The 18831-nt window shown below is 42.4% G+C and carries 16 protein-coding genes; 10 read left to right on the top strand and 6 right to left on the bottom strand.

Annotated features, from left to right (window positions below):
* Positions 1-454: 454 nt before the first annotated feature.
* Complete coding sequence (locus tag L6I86_RS35895; RefSeq protein WP_420851865.1) at positions 455-1000, top strand: CBO0543 family protein; 546 nt, start codon at positions 455-457, stop codon at positions 998-1000.
* Positions 1001-1237: 237 nt separating this feature from the next.
* The gene (locus tag L6I86_RS10455; protein ID WP_236286843.1) at positions 1238-1819 is read left to right on the top strand and encodes a GDSL-type esterase/lipase family protein; all 582 of its coding nucleotides are present in this window, start codon (positions 1238-1240) and stop codon (positions 1817-1819) included.
* Between the two features lie 448 nt (positions 1820-2267).
* Here the strand turns inward: L6I86_RS10455 and L6I86_RS10450 are convergent, their stop codons facing one another.
* Entirely contained in the window at positions 2268-3353 is a 1086-nt protein-coding gene (locus L6I86_RS10450; protein ID WP_236286841.1) for an IS110 family RNA-guided transposase, read from the bottom strand.
* An 875-nt stretch (positions 3354-4228) separates the two neighbouring features.
* Between L6I86_RS10450 and L6I86_RS10445 the strand changes: the two genes are divergently transcribed.
* Entirely contained in the window at positions 4229-4471 is a 243-nt protein-coding gene (locus tag L6I86_RS10445; RefSeq protein ID WP_236286839.1) for a hypothetical protein, read from the top strand.
* A gap of 511 nt (positions 4472-4982) precedes the next feature.
* Here the strand turns inward: L6I86_RS10445 and L6I86_RS10440 are convergent.
* On the bottom strand, positions 4983-5270 hold the full coding sequence (locus L6I86_RS10440) for a hypothetical protein (protein WP_236286838.1): 288 nt from the start codon (positions 5268-5270) through the stop codon (positions 4983-4985).
* A 177-nt stretch (positions 5271-5447) separates the two neighbouring features.
* The gene (locus L6I86_RS10435) at positions 5448-5969 is read right to left on the bottom strand and encodes a hypothetical protein (RefSeq protein ID WP_236286836.1); all 522 of its coding nucleotides are present in this window, start codon (positions 5967-5969) and stop codon (positions 5448-5450) included.
* Between the two features lie 224 nt (positions 5970-6193).
* Here L6I86_RS10435 and L6I86_RS10430 point away from each other — a divergent pair, with 224 nt between their 5' ends.
* A complete protein-coding gene (locus tag L6I86_RS10430) occupies positions 6194-6718 on the top strand; it encodes a DoxX family membrane protein (protein WP_236286834.1) in 525 nt (174 codons plus the stop codon).
* Between the two features lie 122 nt (positions 6719-6840).
* Complete coding sequence (locus L6I86_RS10425; protein ID WP_236286832.1) at positions 6841-7743, top strand: GGDEF domain-containing protein; 903 nt, start codon at positions 6841-6843, stop codon at positions 7741-7743.
* Between the two features lie 9 nt (positions 7744-7752).
* Here the strand turns inward: L6I86_RS10425 and L6I86_RS10420 are convergent, their stop codons facing one another.
* On the bottom strand, positions 7753-8475 hold the full coding sequence (locus tag L6I86_RS10420) for a Crp/Fnr family transcriptional regulator (RefSeq protein ID WP_236286830.1): 723 nt from the start codon (positions 8473-8475) through the stop codon (positions 7753-7755).
* A gap of 176 nt (positions 8476-8651) precedes the next feature.
* Between L6I86_RS10420 and mobA the strand changes: the two genes are divergently transcribed.
* The 4 genes from mobA to pflA all read left to right on the top strand — a co-directional run bounded on the left by mobA (position 8652) and on the right by pflA (position 15133).
* Entirely contained in the window at positions 8652-9257 is a 606-nt protein-coding gene (mobA, locus tag L6I86_RS10415; protein ID WP_236286828.1) for a molybdenum cofactor guanylyltransferase, read from the top strand.
* Between the two features lie 232 nt (positions 9258-9489).
* Positions 9490-12096: a bifunctional acetaldehyde-CoA/alcohol dehydrogenase gene (gene adhE / locus L6I86_RS10410; RefSeq protein ID WP_276574831.1), complete on the top strand. Its 2607-nt coding sequence runs from the start codon at positions 9490-9492 to the stop codon at positions 12094-12096.
* A 27-nt stretch (positions 12097-12123) separates the two neighbouring features.
* The gene (gene pflB, locus L6I86_RS10405; RefSeq protein WP_236286825.1) at positions 12124-14379 is read left to right on the top strand and encodes a formate C-acetyltransferase; all 2256 of its coding nucleotides are present in this window, start codon (positions 12124-12126) and stop codon (positions 14377-14379) included.
* 22 nt (positions 14380-14401) lie between these two features.
* Positions 14402-15133, top strand: coding sequence for a pyruvate formate-lyase-activating protein (pflA, locus tag L6I86_RS10400; protein WP_236286823.1), 732 nt, complete (start codon positions 14402-14404; stop codon positions 15131-15133).
* A gap of 154 nt (positions 15134-15287) precedes the next feature.
* Here pflA and L6I86_RS10395 read toward each other — a convergent pair whose 3' ends face one another.
* A complete protein-coding gene (locus L6I86_RS10395) occupies positions 15288-15491 on the bottom strand; it encodes a hypothetical protein (RefSeq protein WP_236286821.1) in 204 nt (67 codons plus the stop codon).
* 762 nt (positions 15492-16253) lie between these two features.
* Positions 16254-17384: an Mrp/NBP35 family ATP-binding protein gene (locus L6I86_RS10390; protein WP_276574830.1), complete on the bottom strand. Its 1131-nt coding sequence runs from the start codon at positions 17382-17384 to the stop codon at positions 16254-16256.
* Positions 17385-17538: 154 nt separating this feature from the next.
* Here L6I86_RS10390 and L6I86_RS10380 point away from each other — a divergent pair, with 154 nt between their 5' ends.
* The gene (locus L6I86_RS10380; RefSeq protein WP_236286819.1) at positions 17539-18819 is read left to right on the top strand and encodes a molybdopterin molybdotransferase MoeA; all 1281 of its coding nucleotides are present in this window, start codon (positions 17539-17541) and stop codon (positions 18817-18819) included.
* Positions 18820-18831 lie beyond the last annotated feature (12 nt).

Below are 18831 nucleotides of genomic sequence, written 5' to 3'. Positions count from 1 at the left end.
GTTGTTTTTATTTATGAATTCAAATGACAGAAATTAAGCCTAAACGAAGTAACGGAAACTAAAATAAAGTGATTCATTTCATTCATAAGTCTCTTCAAACCGACTAAATATAGTCGGTTTGTTACTTTATGCGCATGGCAGCTGGTCACAGAAATTAAAGTATTAAAAATTGGAATTGTAGGTGACTTTAGTCCAGAATATCCATCACAGATCGCTACCAATAATGTGTACATCTAGGAAATTAGATGTATCTGCTGAGTAAATGGATTCCTACAGCTTCAATAAGTAAACAAATGAATACCATCAAGGAAACGTATCAAGGGTTTTGGATAGACCCCAGAATCGGGGCAAAGAAGAGGGGGAAATCGATTTCAGAAACAGGGGGGGCCGAGCAACTAATGGACAAATATCCCAGATGAAGTAGGCAACCTATCTTTTCTCTAAACAATCGGTGATGACGCCCCGAACTGAAGCTGAGAATAGTTGTTATAGGGACGTGAGATCAATATTAGGCTTTGTTCAAAATGGCATTTGTACATGGCAGTGGTGGATTTGCATTGTATTCTCTATACTTCCTTGGTGGTTGTGGTGGAAGTATAGAGATAAATTTTATTGGAAGGAACAACTTTATACGGGGGCTATCATTACTATAATTTCTTGCGTTTTGGATGCAGTGGGATATTCAATAGGATATTGGAGTTATAATGTATTAATTTTACCTTTGCCTATTGGGATATTCCCTTATGATGCAACGCTAATACCCGTAATTATTACTACAATTATTCGATGGAGGCCTAACCACTTTAAAGTTACTAAAGGAATTTTATTCAGTCTGATTACAACATTTATCGGACATCCTATATTCGATTCATGGCTTCACTTTGTCAATCATTATTGGAATAACAGTAATTCGTTACCGATTTATTTTGTTTTCATAATAGTTGCTGATCGAATATACCATAAATTAATTTGCCGGAGAGAAGCAATATCCTATTCATAGACTTCAGTTTGTCTCCGAGGTTGCACCACAGCATGCTGGCAGCTGATCATCTTGTCTCCATGTCGGGTAGGCCAATCTCTGAGGTGTTCCGTATTTGAAACTGTCGAGGAAGCAAAGGTACAAACTAAATTGTAATTGAAAGGCGCCAGTTATTTATTTCGGGGCTTCTTATTCATACGACTTTAGGTGTAGTCTGCTAATAATGAAATTCATCATTACAAAGGAGAATTGAATCGGATGAAAAAAATACTCTTGCTAGGAGATTCTATACGGATGGGCTATGATCAGTACGTTAAAGAGCTTTTGGCAGAAACATGCGAAGTTTATTACGATGAGGAAGACAATGGACGTTTTGCCGCCTATACGCTTTGGCAGGCCAATCAATTTTTTCGGAAATACGGTAAATTTGACGTGGTTCATTGGAACAATGGCTATTGGGATATGAACATCGAATACCCGATGGTGGATGCCGTTCATCCCATTGAAGAATACATCCATTTTCTGAAAAGGATCATTACGGAGATCCGACGCAACGGCTCGGAAATCATTTTTGCCACAACGACTCCGATTCTTGATAATGGCGCCGCCTTCGACAACACTGGTACAGGAACAAGCATAGCCTATAGTAACGATTGGGTCATCCAATATAACGGCGCAGCCAAAAAACTGATGTCGGAAGAGGGCATCGCCATAAACGATTTGTATACGCTTATGCTCCGCGATCCCAACTTCTATAAATGCGAAGACAAGCTTCATTTGACCGAGGAGGGCTATAAGGTCTGTGCGGTGCAAACGGCGAAAATAATCATGGATGCGTAACGATCGATCCTCAAAAAATCAGGAGTCATATATTCGAAATCATTTTTACGACGTTAATTAGGTTACTGGCGATGTGTACAACTTTGCTTTCGACAACCTTCAAAACGTCAACAATGTCCAATGACACAAAAGTGCCTACATAACTTTTAATGTAAATGCCTGAGGAATCAGGATATTTTATTTTTATGTGGGAGGACTTGTGTCATCAAAAAATTCACAAATGTCCCCACATTGTAGTCTTGCGACACAAATTCACCTACATTATAATAGCGAGTTCGATTTTCGAGCGGATACCTCGAGAAATTCCGATTGCCGACAATGATAAACTTAACCACTCAACTACCATGAAAATTGAATATCTGGCAGTCGAAGAAAATGAACAGCACTAAAGAAGACGCTGCGCATTGATTTTTAAAAAGTGTAGCGCCAAGGATATAAGGGGGTTGGATCAGGAGACTTCCGAAATTGTAACGTTATAACCTAAAGTTTCAAGCCTTCGAACCGAATTCCGTACAATTGCTCTTAGTTTTTGCTTATCAAAATAATCCTCACCTAGATCAACGTACATTTCTTTTCTTGTCAGCAGATAATAAGCGATTCTTAACATGGCATGGGCCACAACAATAGCTGCTCTTTTTCTGCCTTTACGTGCTAATGTTCGCCTGTACATAGCGCCAAGATAGTTTTTGGAAGAACCTACGGAGTGTGCGGCTTCTGTTAATGCAGATTTTAAATATTTGTTTCCTTTTTTTCCTTTAGAAGACTTCCGTTTCCCTGCACTCTCATTATGTCCAGGAACGAGTGCTGCCCAAGAACATAAGTGAGCAGCACTTGGAAATTGGTCTTTAATGTTTGTTCCTATTTCAGCTAAGATTTGCTCAGCCATTCGAGTCGCAATTCCAGGAATAGAATCTAATCGCTCAATGTCTTCCTGATTTAAGATGGTTCTCTGCGAAACCTCTTGATCAAACATCTCGATTTGCTCAGTGAGGAAGTCAATGTGAGTTAAAATGGCGTTAAGCATGTCCTTAGATGAGACCCCCATAATGTCTGAAACCACAGAACCCAGTTTAATGTTAGCTCCCTCTAAAACTTTTTGAATTCGATTATGTTGTCTGGCACGTTCTTCAATGATGCTTCGACGATAACGAACTAATTCACGTAATTCTCGTTGAATTCGGTTTGGTATAAAACTAGCTTTCAGAAGTCCATGACGAAGAAGTTGGGCGATCCATTCCGCATCTTTGACATCGGTTTTACGTCCAGGCAAAGCTTTCATATGCTGAGCATTCACGACAAGAAACTCAATATCCTCAGCTTCTAGTAAGTTAACGATTGGTTTCCAAAACACGCCTGTACTCTCCATCGCTACATGGGTACACCCATGCTTTTTAATCCAGTCAATTAACTGTAGGAGAAATACGGTTTTAGTAGAAAATGTTTGAATCTCCTTTCCTTCGGGTGTCATCGTACATGCAGTAATGGAATCCTTATGAACATCCATGCCACATGCTCGCTCAATGATAATATCCATTGGAATTATCCTTTCTACGACCTGAATATGGGCTGGTGCAACAACCAAAATAGGATTAATCTACCATGAGTGCTTCCCAAAGGAGCGACATTCTGTGATGCACCGTGGTCGGTGGAGTCAGACTAACGGATGGGCTCTAACGCACCATAGTTGATCGACCTTCCTCACCCAGCCGTAGTAGAAGTATTGACGGACTTTAACCATTTTCATGCTCTGTGGTGCAGCGCTGGTCTTGCGCTGCATGGACGGCTAACGGGCAGTAGAGTGGAACAAATTAATGTTAGTTTAGTGTAATTATGTTCATACTTTGAACCACTCTGTAGCAACTAAATAGAACTTAGTACGTCTATATATGTAAACAAATGGAATTAATCAGGTAATTGCAGGGGGAGTTCCCCACACCTATCATTTTTGAAAGAGGTGTTTCTCATGTATAAGTTCATAAAAATGATAGTATTCATTTTATTGTTTGGATCTATTTATTACCTTACTTTAATAACTATACGCTTTTTAATATTGGATCACTTAAATGTTCGATTACAAATTCAAAGTCTTGTTGAAGTAATTAGTTTATTTATTATTGCAATTACATCACTTATTCTAACGGCAACTTTATCAAGATACTTGTTGAAACATAATCGAAATTATTAGAGCGTTCTATGAATGCTTACCTCCTTAATAGGGGGTATTTTGATTCAACTAACGGATATCTTTTGGATGGCTTAACTAACTGGGAACGATACAAAAAAGCGATCGCGTGCTGCCGTGCAAACTGTCGATTCCTTTTTGGTTGAAGTAACGTGCAGAATAATTTAATGACTTCACGAATCTTCAAGTATTAAGAATTCTAAAGCTCGGAATTGGAGATGTTCACAATGGAGTATCAATATATTTCAGAGAACAAGATTGATCATTTGTCCTTACATGATAGTGTAATTGATAAAGCATATGTAAACGAGAATGAATTGATCTTAGAATTTGATCATTTGGATGTGCTCGTAACACACCCACTGAATCCTTATCCAGTAGCAAAATCATCGGGTAAAGCAGCGATTATTTTTGAGCTGTTTGAAATGGTGCAATCTATTCTTTATGACACTTCTAAGAAAAAAGGATAAAGTTGATCTTTAAGCTAACTAGGAACGTTAGTTGTATTTCATATGGTTAATGAATCAAGCCTATAATAAAACTGACCCCCTTTAAAATATAAATAGTTATGACCCCCAGCCCGTTGCTGTGGGTCACTTTTTTGTTCATTAAAGTAACGGGGAGTTTGGTAGAGACTGGGACGTGATGTATGGCTTACCTCTGCGCTACATCTTACCCACTCCTAACGCAAATTTAATATAAAGATGATAACTTTGGAACTAAAACCGAGTATAACCATCTGTACTGGTTTAAAATGGGAGAATGGATAGGAGTGTGATCGGATGAGTTTGAGAAAAGCTGTCATTGCGACAGTCGTGGGTGCGCAAGTCATCATAACTGGAGCGATCGATGCATCAGCGCATAGTCAAGGCGGGCATGCCTTGGTCAGAAGCACATAATGGCTAACTCTAGATGTGGCCATCTTCAAAACTTAACTTGTCACTCAACATTTTTGTAATCACTTGTCTTGGTGTATATAAGTTATTTTAAATTAATAAGATTTCTAACTAGACTTTCGACGATTATATCTCTAATATTGTTGTTTTCCTCTTCTAAAATATGAATGATATAATCTTCATCCGGTTTAAAAGCTCTGAAAATTACATGTTCTTTATCCTCTAAAATTACATCGTGGCCACAATCCCTAAGACATTGTTCATAATCTTTCAATGTTGGCTTTTGGTTCTCCTCCAAGAAAATAATGCCCCTTAATAAGGAACTTTTATCATGGTGGATTACTTTAAAATGAACTGTAAATTCTTTTTTCATACTGTACCATCTCCCTGTTCTCGCACAAAATCAAGATCATTATTAAATTCATTATAAGTAAGATCTATATTGGAAGCTGTGATATTTATTACATTTGTCAGTCACAAATTCCTTTTTAACTATCAAAATGGGTTCAATCTGTTGTAACGCTCCCTTTTCTTTCTCTTATTGAACGACTTACTGGAGCCATTCCAACACGGAAGGGAACAGTTCGCGTTCTATTTGGTCAAGATGTCTTTGAAGGGGATGAATCGTTAATGCGAGACATCGAGTTAGCTCCCTTGCTTCTTTTTTTGTTATCCTTACTGTCATCCGTTGAGTTCTCGTATAGAATAATTTGAGAGTTTCCATAATGTAATAAAGTTCTTGTTCAAGCAACTCACATAGGGAGACTTGGAATGTCGCGTAAGGGGATGCGAGGAATAGCAGGTCCTTCTCCATCTTTTGAAACGGATAAAGCTCATCCAATAAGTTCCGGATTTCCTTCACCATATTCTGAATTAATGTCATCCGGTGATGCCTGTTTTTTTCTAATTCAATGTAAACGGAGAGTTCTTTTATCAAATTTAAACAAATCGCTATATCTTCATAAACAACATTGAGTGAACGGAATTGTTTATCGAGCATCCAATGCCAATGTAGGTAGTTATTCATTTCAACTGGACTGGATATAGAAAAAATACCTTGTAGAATATTCATGGAGGTTCCTCCTCTTTAGCAATATATTAAATTTTAAACGTTCCACGTATTCTTGGCTGTGATGTATCTCACGATGGATTTGTTAAATAACGAGTAAGGTATATTACACCTTTATAATTTTCCAATCTTATTTAGAAAAATATTCTCCAAAGTGACTTTTCTCACATACACTTCATCTGCTTCGATCTACAATGAAATCATAAAGGACGAAGGAGATGGTTCAAATGATGAAATGGATACGGGAAAATAATTACGCGGCAATACTGTTGACAATCATTCGTTTGTATGTAGGTTGGGAATGGATGGTAGCTGGTTGGCACAAAATCACAGGTGAAAAAGCTTTCGACGCTACAGGATTTCTAAAAGGAGCAATTGCTAAGCCTGTTCTGGAAAGCGGAACGACAGATATGATTTATGCGAATTATGTTGCTTTTTTGAAAAATTTTGCTCTTCCGCATGTTGGGTGGTTTAATGTCATGGTTCCTTGGGGTGAACTCTTGGTTGGTTTGGGTCTACTAATAGGTGCGTTAACTACTGTAGCGATTTTCTTCGGATTATTGATGAATTTTATGTATATGTTTGCAGGTACGGTCAGCACTAATCCATGGTTAATGCTCCTGGGATTTTTCATCGTAGTGGCAGGCGCTAATGCAGGTAAATTTGGTGTGGACCATATGATTCTCCCCTACCTGCACAAATGGTTGGATAAGATCTTAGAACGATTCCATTTAAAAGCTAAATTCAGATAAGGTGAGGGCGTAATCCAATGACAAATATGATAACACCTATTCTTTTACTCCGAATATTGAGGGTAAGAATAGGTGTTTTTTCATGTTTAGCATTGTCTAGCATATGAAAGGGGATGCGCTGGATGAAACGGAAATCTAGGAAGCGGGCATTTTCACTCTACATATTAATTCAAATCCTGAACGTATTTACGGTTACAATTCTTTCTATTGGATGCTTTCTTATTGCCTATCAAGCCATCGTTCATATAGAGGATAAGATTGGAGCGGTACATTTCACATTGTACTGGATGAGTACTTATTCTCTCGCACTGATCATACTGCACTTATTTTTATCTAAAAAGTTAATTGAAAAAATAACAGAGCCCCTTCATTCGCTAATCGATTATATGGAGCTGCTTTCAAAGGGACGAATGGAGACAACCACTAAACCAACTTTTTCTACGCCCAATCAAGAGATGAATATGTTAGACAAAAGATTTACTGAGGTCATCAATTATATGCGTCAACGATTTGATAATCTGGAGCAAGAAGCTGAGACAGACCCCCTCACGGGGTTAGCTAATCGCAGGACATTGGAAGCTGTATTTGCAGAAATTCATGCAACTAGTGAAACCTTTGCCGTGTTGATGATCGATATAGATCATTTTAAAGTGGTCAATGACACTTATGGACATGGAGTTGGTGATGAAGTACTATGCTTTATTGCACAGCTGATGAAGAATGTGTCGCGTGAACAAGATGTATGCTGCAGATTTGGCGGAGAAGAATTTATTATGCTGCTGGCGGGTACGGATGCATGCCATGCGAGAACTGTCGCAGAAAGACTTCGTGAAAAAATGGCTTCGACCCGAAGTCCTACTGGGAAAGCTGTGACGGTATCCATCGGAATAACCGATAATGCAGATCAACCTCATGATCTGAAAATACTGCTTGAAAGAGCAGACATTGCTTTATATCAAGCTAAAAATCAAGGTCGAAACCGAACCATTATTGAGGCTGCACCTAATCCGATGCATAGATCATAAGTGCAACGGTTACATTCTGCAAATGTCTTTAGGGCAGCTTTCGCAATGGCAAATATTTCGAAGATACGATAGATCTTTTACAAGGATATGACTATTTTCAATGTGGATGACATTTGCTTGCCGAAGCTCACTTAGCATTCGATTTACACTCTCTCGCGTAGCCCCAATCATATCAGCGAGTTCTGTGTTGGTATGCGTCTTAGGAATTAAAATGTGGTTGCCTTGTTCTGTACCGTAGGAGTTGGTAAGTCTGATAAGAAGAGAACATAACGCCCCATGTTTACCAAACATCATCAAATCGCGAAACTTGGTCTGTGTCATACGGTGGAGAAGTCCCATCCACTTCATGAATTCAACAGCTAGATCGCCATTTTGCCAAATCAATACCTCTAAATCTTTCTGCAGTATAACCCCGATGACACTATTCTCGATTACCTCTGCAGTGAAAACATGTGTTGATTGACGAAAAGGGTCAACTTGACCAAATAGATCGCCTTTCTGATACATGTACAAAATAAAGTGTCTTCCTTCATCCGATGATTTCGTCAGTTTAACTCGTCCACTCTTAATAAAGTATAGCTTGTCTGCGGGGTCTCCCTCCCAGAAGAGATGAGATCCCATTGTAAATTTGGACTCGTACATAATTTGCTCTAGTCTTGCTAAATTCTCGGCAGACAGGCACGCTGTATTCTGGACACCCTCTTCTTCATGCAAAGAAACATTTTCGTTCATTCGATTTATCACTCCAATCCCTAAGCAGTTTAACTAGTATATCTCTATTTTTAAATCGTTTGATGTGATTTGTGTCACAACGAGTATTGCAGGAGTGTGACATTTTTCACTTACAGGGGATGTTATTTTGTCTAAAGTTGAACTATACATGAATTTGAAAAGGAGAAGTGATGGGTATGCTTTCAGGGGTTATTTTGGCTGGTGGAGCAAACCGTCGAATGAATGGAGAACTGAAGGCATTGCTTCCGTTTGGAGGAAAGCCTCTAATTGTTAGACAACTAGATTGTATGCGGGAAATATGCGATGAGTTGATTGTTGTAACCAATGACCCCAAGCCCTACCTAAACAAAGTCGATCGTTCCATTCGTATTATCACGGATTTTTTCGCAGGTCATGGGCCTCTTGGCGGTATGCATGCCGCATTTTCTCTTGCTAAACACGATTCCATCTGGGTCGTCGGTTGTGATATGCCTTTTATATCCAGTAGAGCTGCTCAATTGTTGATGCAAAGAAAGCTGGATGGATTTGAGGCTGTTGTTCCCTTGGTGGCCGACGAGCTTCATCCACTACATGGAGTTTATGATCGAACTTGTGCGTCGCACATCGCGACTTTATTAAACCGAGGGGAAACCAAAGTTTCTACCTTGCTAAACCATGTATTTTGGAGTGATCTAGGTGATCGTTTCTTTCTTGAGAACGGCGTTGATTTGAATTTTGTTTCCAATATCTCAACGTTTGAGGACTACGAAGTTATGCGTCGCTTGGAAAAGCTAGGGAAGTAACAAATGTTCATGATGATTACTTGGTGTTGTGATCAAAGTCACAGTCATGGAGTGGAGTATTAAATAGAAAAGAATGTGAAATTATTCACATAATATTCAAGGAAGAAATCGCTTTAATTGCTCATCTTGTGATTTTTATCATAGTTAAGGTTACTGCTTAAGGCGTAATCTAAGGGTAGAACAACAAGTCGTTAGCTGCACATGGATTTTAAAAAAAAGGAGTGGATGATGCATGGCAACAAAAGAAGCGAAGATGATTGAACAGATTTCTGCTCAAGACGAAGTGGGCCAGCTGGTAGCCAGAGCGAAGGAAGCGCAGCAGCAATTTCTTAAGCTGGATCAAATGCAGGTTGACCAAATTATACAGCAAATGGCATTAGCCGGCATCGATAGGCATATGGTTCTCGCCAAGCTTGCTGTGGAGGAAACAGGCCGTGGTGTGTACGAAGATAAAATCACCAAGAATCTATTTGCTACTGAGTATATTTACCATAGCATTAAAAATAACAAGACTGTCGGTGTGATTGAGGAAAATTCGTATGAGAACTACCGTATGGTGGCTGAGCCCGTGGGCATTATCGCTGGTGTTACGCCTGTCACCAATCCTACTTCGACGACGATGTTCAAGTCACTCATTGCGACTAAAACGCGTAATCCGATCATTTTCGCCTTCCATCCATCTGCACAGCAATCAAGTGCCGCTGCAGCAGCGACTCTACTGGATGCAGCGGTTAAGGCGGGCGCACCAGAGCATTGCATTCAATGGGTGAAGCACCCATCTGTGGAAGCTACCCAACTGCTGATGAATCATCCGGATGTGGCGCTCGTTCTGGCTACTGGAGGGTCTTCGATGGTGAAGGCAGCCTACAGCACTGGCAAGCCAGCCTTGGGTGTTGGTCCTGGCAATGTCCCTTGCTTCATTGAGAAAACGGCTAATTTGCAGCAGGCAGTTAATGATTTGATTCTTTCAAAGACGTTTGATAACGGTATGATTTGCGCCTCTGAGCAAGCGGTCATTATTGAAGAATCGGTATACGCGGAGACTAGAAAGCTGATGGCAGATCAGGGCAGTTACTTCTTAAATAAAGAAGAAACAGAAGCAGTTTCCAAATTGGTGATTAACGCTGAGAAATGTGCGGTTAACGCAGTTATTGTTGGGCAGTCTGCTATGAAAATCGCCGAGATGGCTGGCATTAAGGTACCTGCGGGAACGAAAATACTGGTCGCAGAGCTAACTGGCGTCGGCGAGGCATTTCCATTATCGGCTGAAAAGCTGAGCCCTGTGCTGGCTTGTTACAAAGTAAAGAATGCAGAACAAGGGATCGATCGGGCTGTGGAAGTAGTCAAATTTGGCGGCATGGGACATTCTTCCGTCATTCATTCTCAGAATGAAGAGGTTATCCAGGCGTTCGCAGGTAAGCTTCAAACGGGACGTGTCATTGTCAATTCGCCTTCCACTCATGGAGCGATCGGGGATATCTATAACACAAACTTGCCTTCCTTGACACTAGGCTGTGGCTCCTATGGTCATAACTCCACAACCTCTAACGTGAGCGCTGTGAATTTGATCAATGTGAAGCGCGTTGCGTATCGCACCGTCAATATGCAGTGGTTCAAAATACCGCCAAAGATTTATTTCGAAAAAGGAGCTACACAGTATTTAGAGAAAATGCCTGACATTACTCGGGTGATGATTGTCACAGATCCCATGATGGTGAAGCTCGGCTATGTTGAGCGTGTGGAATATTACCTCCGCAAGCGACAACTGCCTGTATATATCGAAGTGTTCTCCGATGTAGAACCTGACCCGTCCGTTGAAACAGTGGAACGCGGCCGAGCACAGATGGCAAGCTTTGGGCCGGATTGCATTATTGCGTTAGGCGGCGGGTCACCGATGGATGCAGCCAAAGCAATGTGGTTGTTCTATGAATATCCGGACACTAACTTTGATGCCTTAAAACAAAAATTTATGGATATCCGTAAACGGGTTTACAAATATCCGCGTCTGGGACGCAAAGCGAAATTTGTCGCGATTCCTACGACATCGGGTACAGGTTCGGAAGTAACTTCTTTCGCCGTAATTACAGACAAGGAGAAGGGCAATACCAAGTACCCGCTAGCCGATTATGAGCTTACACCTGATGTTGCCATCATTGATCCTGATTATGTGTACAGCTTGCCGAAGACAGCGGTTGCCGATACTGGTATGGATGTCCTGACTCATGCTATTGAAGCGTATGTGTCTGTTATGGCTAATGACTATTCCGATGGTTTAGCGATAAAAGCAATCCAATTGGTATTCCAAAATTTAGAGAAATCGTTTACCACTGGGGATCCAGTTGCGCGAGAGAAGATGCATAATGCCTCAACGATCGCCGGTATGGCCTTTGCGAATGCTTTCCTTGGCATTAATCACAGCTTGGCGCATAAATGGGGCGGCGAATACCACACAGCACATGGACGCACAAATGCGATTTTAATGCCGCATGTGATTCGCTATAATGCCCAAAAGCCAACGAAATTCACTTCATTCCCGAAATACGATCATTTCATTGCCGATCAACGTTATGCTGAAATTGCGCGTATGCTCGGGCTTCAAGCCAAGACAACGGAAGAAGGCGTAAACAGTCTTATCGATGCGATCCGTAAGCTGAACAAAATTCTCGGTATTCCTGAGAAGTTTCAGGATATTGGGTTCAATGCGGAACAATTCGAGACGCGTGTAGATTATTTGGCGGATCGAGCGTTTGAAGATCAGTGTACAACAGCGAATCCTCGGATGCCGTTAGTGACGGAGTTGGCTGATGTGTATCGGAATGCTTTTTACGGAAAATTTTAATCGTGCGAGCTCTAAGGAGGTACTATCATGGCGATACGTGAAGAAGAATTAAAGGCCAGTTATTGGAATGGATTTGTAAAAGGGAAATGGGAAACGAATATCAATGTGAAAGATTTCATCGATACGAACATAACAGTCTATACAGGAGATCATTCCTTTTTGGCAGGCCCTACAGAAGCCACAGATGAACTATGGCTTCAGGTCAGTATGCTAACCCGTAAGGAGAGAGAGAATGGCGGTGTATTGGATATCGATGTCCAGACGGTGTCCACGATTACCTCGCACGCCCCAGGTTATATCGCAAAGAACAAGGAGAAGATTGTCGGCTTGCAAACCGACGCTCCACTGAAGCGTTCCGTACAACCTTTCGGCGGTATTCGTATGGTCATCGATGCCTGTGAGGCATATGGTTTCAAGCTGCCTGAAGAAATTATACAAGTGTTTACATCTATTCGCAAAACGCATAACCAAGGTGTGTTCGATGCGTATACCTCCGAGATGAAAACAGCACGTAAAGCTGCAATCATTACGGGTCTGCCAGATGCTTACGGGCGAGGTCGTATTATTGGCGATTACAGGCGCGTTGCTTTATATGGTGTAGACCGTCTGATCGAAGAGAAGAAGAAAGATCTTCTGCAGCTGGAAGTGGACGCGATCACAGAAGATGTCATCCGGCTGCGTGAAGAGCTTTCCGAACAAATCCGCAGTCTCGGTGAATTGAAGCAGATGGCCAAAACCTACGGCTATGATATAGCCAAACCAGCGATGAATGCAAGTGAAGCCGTACAATGGTTGTACTTCGCTTATTTAGCAGCCATTAAGGAGCAGAATGGCGCGGCGATGAGCCTTGGACGCGTATCGAGCTTTCTTGATATTTATATCGAACGGGATTTACGGGAGGGGACGTTGACCGAAGTAGAAGCGCAAGAGCTTGTTGACCATTTTGTAATGAAGCTTCGTATCGTCAAGTTTTTACGTACACCCGACTACAATGAACTCTTCAGCGGTGATCCAACTTGGGTGACAGAATCGATTGGCGGCATGGGACTGGACGGCAGAACACGTGTCACGAAAAATTCTTTCCGTTTCCTGCATACTTTATATAACTTGGGCCCTGCCCCTGAACCTAACCTGACTGTTCTGTGGTCAACTCAGCTGCCGGAGGGCTTTAAGGCTTATTGTGCCAAGGTATCGGTTGAAACTAGTTCGATTCAGTATGAGAATGATGACCTGATGCGGCCCTATTATGGGGATGATTACGGCATTGCGTGCTGTGTGTCAGCGATGCGGGTTGGCAAACAGATGCAATTCTTTGGCGCCCGCGCCAATTTAGCCAAAGCTCTGCTCTATGCAATTAACGGTGGAGTGGATGAGAAGCTGGGGATACAGGTAGGGCCACGGTTAACTCCCTTGACTTCCGAGGTTCTGGATTATGATGAAGTTGCTGAGAATTTCGATACTGTGATGGAGTGGCTGGCAAAGCTGTATGTAAATACACTTAACGTCATTCACTATATGCATGATAAATACAGCTATGAACGGCTGGAAATGTCACTGCACGACCGTGAAATTGTACGCACTATGGCCACTGGGATTGCAGGTTTATCCGTAGTAGCAGATTCGCTCAGCGCGATTAAGTATGCGAAGGTGCGCCCGATCCGCAATGAAAATGGGATTGCAGTCGATTTTGAAATTGAAGGCGAGTACCCGCAGTATGGCAATAATGATGAGCGAGTCGATGAGATTGCCGTTCAATTGACGGAAACGTTTATGAACAAGATCAGAAAGCATAAAACGTATCGCGGCGCAGTGCCAACCATGTCGGTACTGACTATTACCTCTAATGTCGTTTATGGGAAAAAGACTGGAAGTACCCCGGATGGGCGCAAAGCCGGAGAACCCTTCGCACCAGGCGCCAATCCGATGCACGGACGTGACCGGAAAGGCGCGTTGGCCTCATTGGCTTCTGTCGCCAAGCTCCCTTACGAGCATTGCCTGGATGGCATATCCAACACGTTCTCCATCGTACCGAAGGCTCTTGGTCGTGAAGAAAAGACACGCATCTCCAATCTTGTTGCTCTTCTTGATGGCTATATGGCGAACCAAGGTCATCATTTGAATATTAATGTGTTCGACCGTGCACAGCTTCTGGATGCTATGGAGCATCCGGAGCAATATCCGCAATTAACGATTCGCGTCTCCGGCTACGCGGTAAACTTTATCAAGCTGACCAGGGAACAGCAGCTTGATGTCATCCATCGTACCTTCCACGGCACGATGTAACAATAGAGAGGGGTGCAGACCGATGAAAGGACGCATACATTCCTTCGATACCTTTGGCACCGTTGATGGTCCGGGCATCCGCTTTGTTCTTTTCATGCAGGGTTGTGCGCTGCAGTGTAAGTATTGCCATAATCCAGATTCATGGGAGATGAATACGGGCAGACAAATGGACGTTGAGGAGATTCTGGATGAGATTAAACCTTACCTGGCGTATTATCAGCGCTCAGGCGGGGGGATTACAGTAACGGGCGGGGAGCCGACTTTGCAGGCTCCTTTCCTAGCCCGTTTGTTTGCTGAGTGCAAAAGGCGCTGGGGGCTGCATACCGTGTTGGATACGAACGGCTTTTGTGAGCCGAGTCATGCGCAGGAGCTTTTGAATGTGACCGATTTAGTACTGCTCGATCTGAAACAGATTAATTCTGCTAAACACGTTGCACTTACGGCACAGCCTAATGATCGTATTAAGCGCTTTGCTGAACACCTGAGTGAAATCGATAAACCTGTCTGGATTCGTCATGTGCTAGTACCAGGATGGACAGATGACTACATGGATCTAATTGAGCTCGGCAAGTTCATCGGTTCATTGCGTAATGTTAGTAAATTGGAGCTGCTGCCCTATCACCGAATGGGCGTCTATAAATGGCAGCAAATGGGGAAGGTATACCCGCTCGAACAATGTCCTACGCCAACCAATCAGGAGGTAATTCGAGCGAGATATATGATTGATATGGGTATTCTTGCGAATGGGGATTAATATGAAACTAGGTATACCTTGAAACTAGGTATACCACTTTGGCATCGACTTGCTTGGGTGGTTTTTTTTTATCTTGCTTGATTTCATTTTATATAAAAACCAGTAGCGCCGGAGAGATTCCAGCACTACTGGTTATATTCTTTTGCTGGGTGAATCATAGAAGGTACTCCTCCTGAAGGCCAGCTTGATGCAGATATTTCATCGCAGCCATTTTGTCAGTTTGTGGTTCGAATTGCTGTTGTGTAATTTGTTCATCCTGATCTTGCAGCCCGCCAACTCGTTCAGCAAATAATTTTCCATACTCGCAGCAGTAATCATCTCGCAAACCTTCTAAATGCTTAGTGTACAGTAGTGTCATAGAAACCACTCCTTCTCTCTTAGTATGATTTCATTATATATCTTACCTTTGCGTGTGTATGTGATTTTTTTCACAAATGCACTTGTTTTATGTGTATATTTCTTGTCACCATAGAAAATAGGTAAACACTAGTATAACTTGGTGTTTACCTATTTTCTTACCACAATAGAAAGTATAAGTTTTCGGTTCCCGAAAACGTCTTTCTATTTGGCGATAAAACCATATATAGGGATCTTTGGTCGGAGACCAAAGTCTCTCCTCTTCAAACGCGGTCGCTCATCTTTGAATGGCTTCGATAAAGGTTTTCTTAACATTTAAGAATTTATATGTTTTGGGTTTCCGAGAATCACGTTAGGGATGATGTGGAAGCGGCCCCTTTCTAAAAAATGGGTAGGAGGAAGACTTCACCTTTGGTAACCGTTGCTGTTGGGATAAGAGCAGCAGTGGGAACCAGTTGTGATGCAAGGTTAGCTTTAATTTTTACTGCGTTACGGACAGAGGAGCCGTTATTTGATAAGAAAAGCAGGGAGTCCAAATGCTAACGGACGCCACTGCCGTTATTCAGTCCCTTGCCACACTTGTTGGCACGCAAATCAGTCAATAACGCTTCTGGTGACCATTAAAAATCAAAACTGCCTCATTTTCAGCTAATAGAGGCTGTCACGTCCGTTAGAAAATCAACCAACCTCTTTCGCGTACTCTTTGGTTTGGGAACATGCTCGCCTGTTTACCTAGAAACATTGACAACCCTCCCAATACACTTCAGATTGGATTTATACCAAGGACCTGATGCAGAGCCTTAGGTCTTTTTTGCATTCGTATAATTTGCTCTGCCAGATTGGCATATATGTCTCCTATAGAGCTATTTGCCTTGTATATGGACGGTGAATAATCTGGCTCCGAAGGAAGATTATCAGGTGCACCTATTGGAATTTGAGCCAATAATTTTGTTTGCAATTGTTCGGCAAGGGCTGTTCCTCCCCCGCTGCCAAACACAAATTCGTTGGTTCCACACTTGCTGCATGCTAAATAAGACATATTTTCAATGATACCCACAATCTCGTGGTTGGTTTGCTTGGCCATAGACCCTGCTCTTGCAGCGACGTAGGAGGCTGTAGGGTGAGGCGTAGTGACGATGATCTCTTTGCTCGCCGGCAGCATCTGATGGACATCGAGTGCAATATCACCAGTACCTGGCGGAAGATCAAGCAGGATGTAGTCAACTTCTCCCCAATCTACGTCCGTAAAGAACTGCCCTAGCATTTTACCGAGCATAGGCCCTCGCCAAATAACCGGTGAATTGTCTTCTACAAAGAAACCCATGGAAATGACTTTGATGCCATGATGCACAACAGGAAGTATCGTGTTGTTCACAATCTTTGGCTTTACGTTAATTCCCATCATTTCTGGGATACTAAACCCATAGATATCAGCGTCAATAATGCCTACTTTTTTACCGAGTCTAGTGAGAGATGCCGCTAGATTCACCGTTACAGTGGATTTGCCTACTCCGCCTTTACCGCTGGCAATAGCAATGAAGGTGACATCTGTTCGTTTGTGAAGGGGAGTTTCCTCCGAATTTTCGCTTGTCGTTGACGCTTGACTGCTGCTTTTGTTCATTTTCGTCTCAATTTCGGTTCTCTCATAAGGAGTCATTGACCGAAAGCGCAGATGAAGGCTATGGTGAAAATGATGTTTGATAGCTTTGGTTATTTCTTCTTGCATATTCTCTTTAGCTTCGGCATGCAGCTCCTTAGGTGTAACAACGGTCAAGGATAGGCTGTTCTCGTTAAGCATAACATCGCGGAAAAGATTCAATTCGACCATACTTCTATGCCATTCGGGATCCCTAATGCCCGTAAGTGCTAGTAGAACTTCTTCTTTTGTTTTCATAATGGCACCTTCTAGTTATCATCTCATTATATCGAGCAGTTTTATTCAAGAATGTGATATTGGTCACACGAGTAACTGTGATTAATATCACATCTACATGTATCATAAAGACTTATGATTCAACTACTAAGTGTTGTGGAAAGGACGATTAAAGATGAGAAACCGGAGCCAGAGGTTTGCTCGCAAGGCAGTCAAAGTTGATCATGCTCAGAACATGATTATGCGGCATGTCCTGAAGCTGGGGTGCGAGTTCACGTCGATTGAATCTTGTTTACATAGAAGAATTTCGAAACCTCTGTTCGCGAAGGAATGTATGCCTCATTTCCGACGTTCTGGGTTAGATGGGTATGCCGTGTTGAGTGAAGAAGCCCTATTCGCTACGCCACAAAATCCGACCTGTCTAAGGGTGATTGATGAAGTGCCTGCCGGATACACTTCGAGTAAACAAGTGCTTCCTGGTACAGCGATTCGTATCATGACAGGCTCGGCCGTTCCGGACGGAGCGGATGCTGTCATCATGTTCGAGCAGACAGAAGAGTACCAGGAGGAAGGAGAAATTTCTATCCGGATTAAGCATAAAGTTAGCCATGGACAAAACATTGCCAAGGTGGGGGATGAAATCACGTCAGGACAGCTGTTAATCGGTTCAGGTTCCCGCATAGGCCCAGGCCAAATTGCAGTGCTTGCCTCAATGGGATATGAAGAAGTTCCTGTTTTCCGGCGACCCGTAGTGGGCGTACTAACGACCGGAAGTGAATTGATCTCTGTGGGAGATCCGCTTCAACCAGGGAGAATTCGTAATAGTAATACCTACATGCTTGCAGCACAAATCGAACAATACGGCGGGTTGGCAATCAGAGTTGGAACTGCCCCCGACGATAGAGATGAAGTCGCCCGAACGATATATAATGCCTTGGAAACATGTGATATGCTCATAGTTAGCGGAGGAGTCTCCGTTGGGGATTATGACGTAATGGCGGACTTCTTTACTACAATGAGCGGGAATGATATGAAGCTGCTCTTCAATAAAATCGCTATGCGGCCCGGTAGTCCAACTTCAGCAACCGTGATCAACAGTAAGCTCGTATTTGGTCTTTCCGGCAATCCCGGTGCCTGCTTCGTAGGATTTGAACTGTTTGTTCGGCCTGTACTACTTGCCATGCAAGGAATAGAAAGCCCTGACAAGCAGCACATTCAAGCGATTATTACGAATGATTATGATAAAGGGTGTCCGCACGATCGATATATAAGAGGTCAAATGACACTTTCAAATGAACAAGTGAAAGTAAGTGTGTTAGAAAAAAATAACTCCAGTATGCTTATATCTATACAAGATGCTAATTGTATCATCATGATACCAGCAGGTTCCAAAGGAATTGCCGCCGGCCAGCAAGTAGCGGTTATCCCTCTTCCCTATGAAACTACCATGTACTGAGAGAGGACAAAT

Source organism: Paenibacillus allorhizoplanae, assembly GCF_927798215.1.
GTDB classification, from domain to species: Bacteria; Bacillota; Bacilli; order Paenibacillales; family NBRC-103111; genus Paenibacillus_E; species Paenibacillus_E allorhizoplanae.
The sequence above is the reverse complement of the archived record's forward strand: the minus strand, read 5'-3'. Positions and strand labels throughout refer to the sequence as shown.

Excerpts from the sequence above, each read along its gene's own strand:
- L6I86_RS10430 (WP_236286834.1), top strand. The coding sequence starts at position 6,194 with ATGATGAAATGGATACGGGAAAATAATTACGCGGCAATACTGTTGACA.
- pflB (WP_236286825.1), top strand. The coding sequence starts at position 12,124 with ATGGCGATACGTGAAGAAGAATTAAAGGCCAGTTATTGGAATGGATTT.
- L6I86_RS10425 (WP_236286832.1), top strand. The coding sequence starts at position 6,841 with ATGAAACGGAAATCTAGGAAGCGGGCATTTTCACTCTACATATTAATT.
- L6I86_RS10420 (WP_236286830.1), bottom strand. The coding sequence starts at position 8,475 with ATGAACGAAAATGTTTCTTTGCATGAAGAAGAGGGTGTCCAGAATACA.
- L6I86_RS10380 (WP_236286819.1), top strand. The coding sequence starts at position 17,539 with ATGAGAAACCGGAGCCAGAGGTTTGCTCGCAAGGCAGTCAAAGTTGAT.
- L6I86_RS10395 (WP_236286821.1), bottom strand. The coding sequence starts at position 15,491 with ATGACACTACTGTACACTAAGCATTTAGAAGGTTTGCGAGATGATTAC.
- L6I86_RS10435 (WP_236286836.1), bottom strand. The coding sequence starts at position 5,969 with ATGAATATTCTACAAGGTATTTTTTCTATATCCAGTCCAGTTGAAATG.
- L6I86_RS10450 (WP_236286841.1), bottom strand. The coding sequence starts at position 3,353 with ATGGATATTATCATTGAGCGAGCATGTGGCATGGATGTTCATAAGGAT.
- mobA (WP_236286828.1), top strand. The coding sequence starts at position 8,652 with ATGCTTTCAGGGGTTATTTTGGCTGGTGGAGCAAACCGTCGAATGAAT.
- L6I86_RS10445 (WP_236286839.1), top strand. The coding sequence starts at position 4,229 with ATGGAGTATCAATATATTTCAGAGAACAAGATTGATCATTTGTCCTTA.
- pflA (WP_236286823.1), top strand. The coding sequence starts at position 14,402 with ATGAAAGGACGCATACATTCCTTCGATACCTTTGGCACCGTTGATGGT.
- adhE (WP_276574831.1), top strand. The coding sequence starts at position 9,490 with ATGGCAACAAAAGAAGCGAAGATGATTGAACAGATTTCTGCTCAAGAC.
- L6I86_RS10390 (WP_276574830.1), bottom strand. The coding sequence starts at position 17,384 with ATGAAAACAAAAGAAGAAGTTCTACTAGCACTTACGGGCATTAGGGAT.
- L6I86_RS35895 (WP_420851865.1), top strand. The coding sequence starts at position 455 with ATGACGCCCCGAACTGAAGCTGAGAATAGTTGTTATAGGGACGTGAGA.
- L6I86_RS10455 (WP_236286843.1), top strand. The coding sequence starts at position 1,238 with ATGAAAAAAATACTCTTGCTAGGAGATTCTATACGGATGGGCTATGAT.
- L6I86_RS10440 (WP_236286838.1), bottom strand. The coding sequence starts at position 5,270 with ATGAAAAAAGAATTTACAGTTCATTTTAAAGTAATCCACCATGATAAA.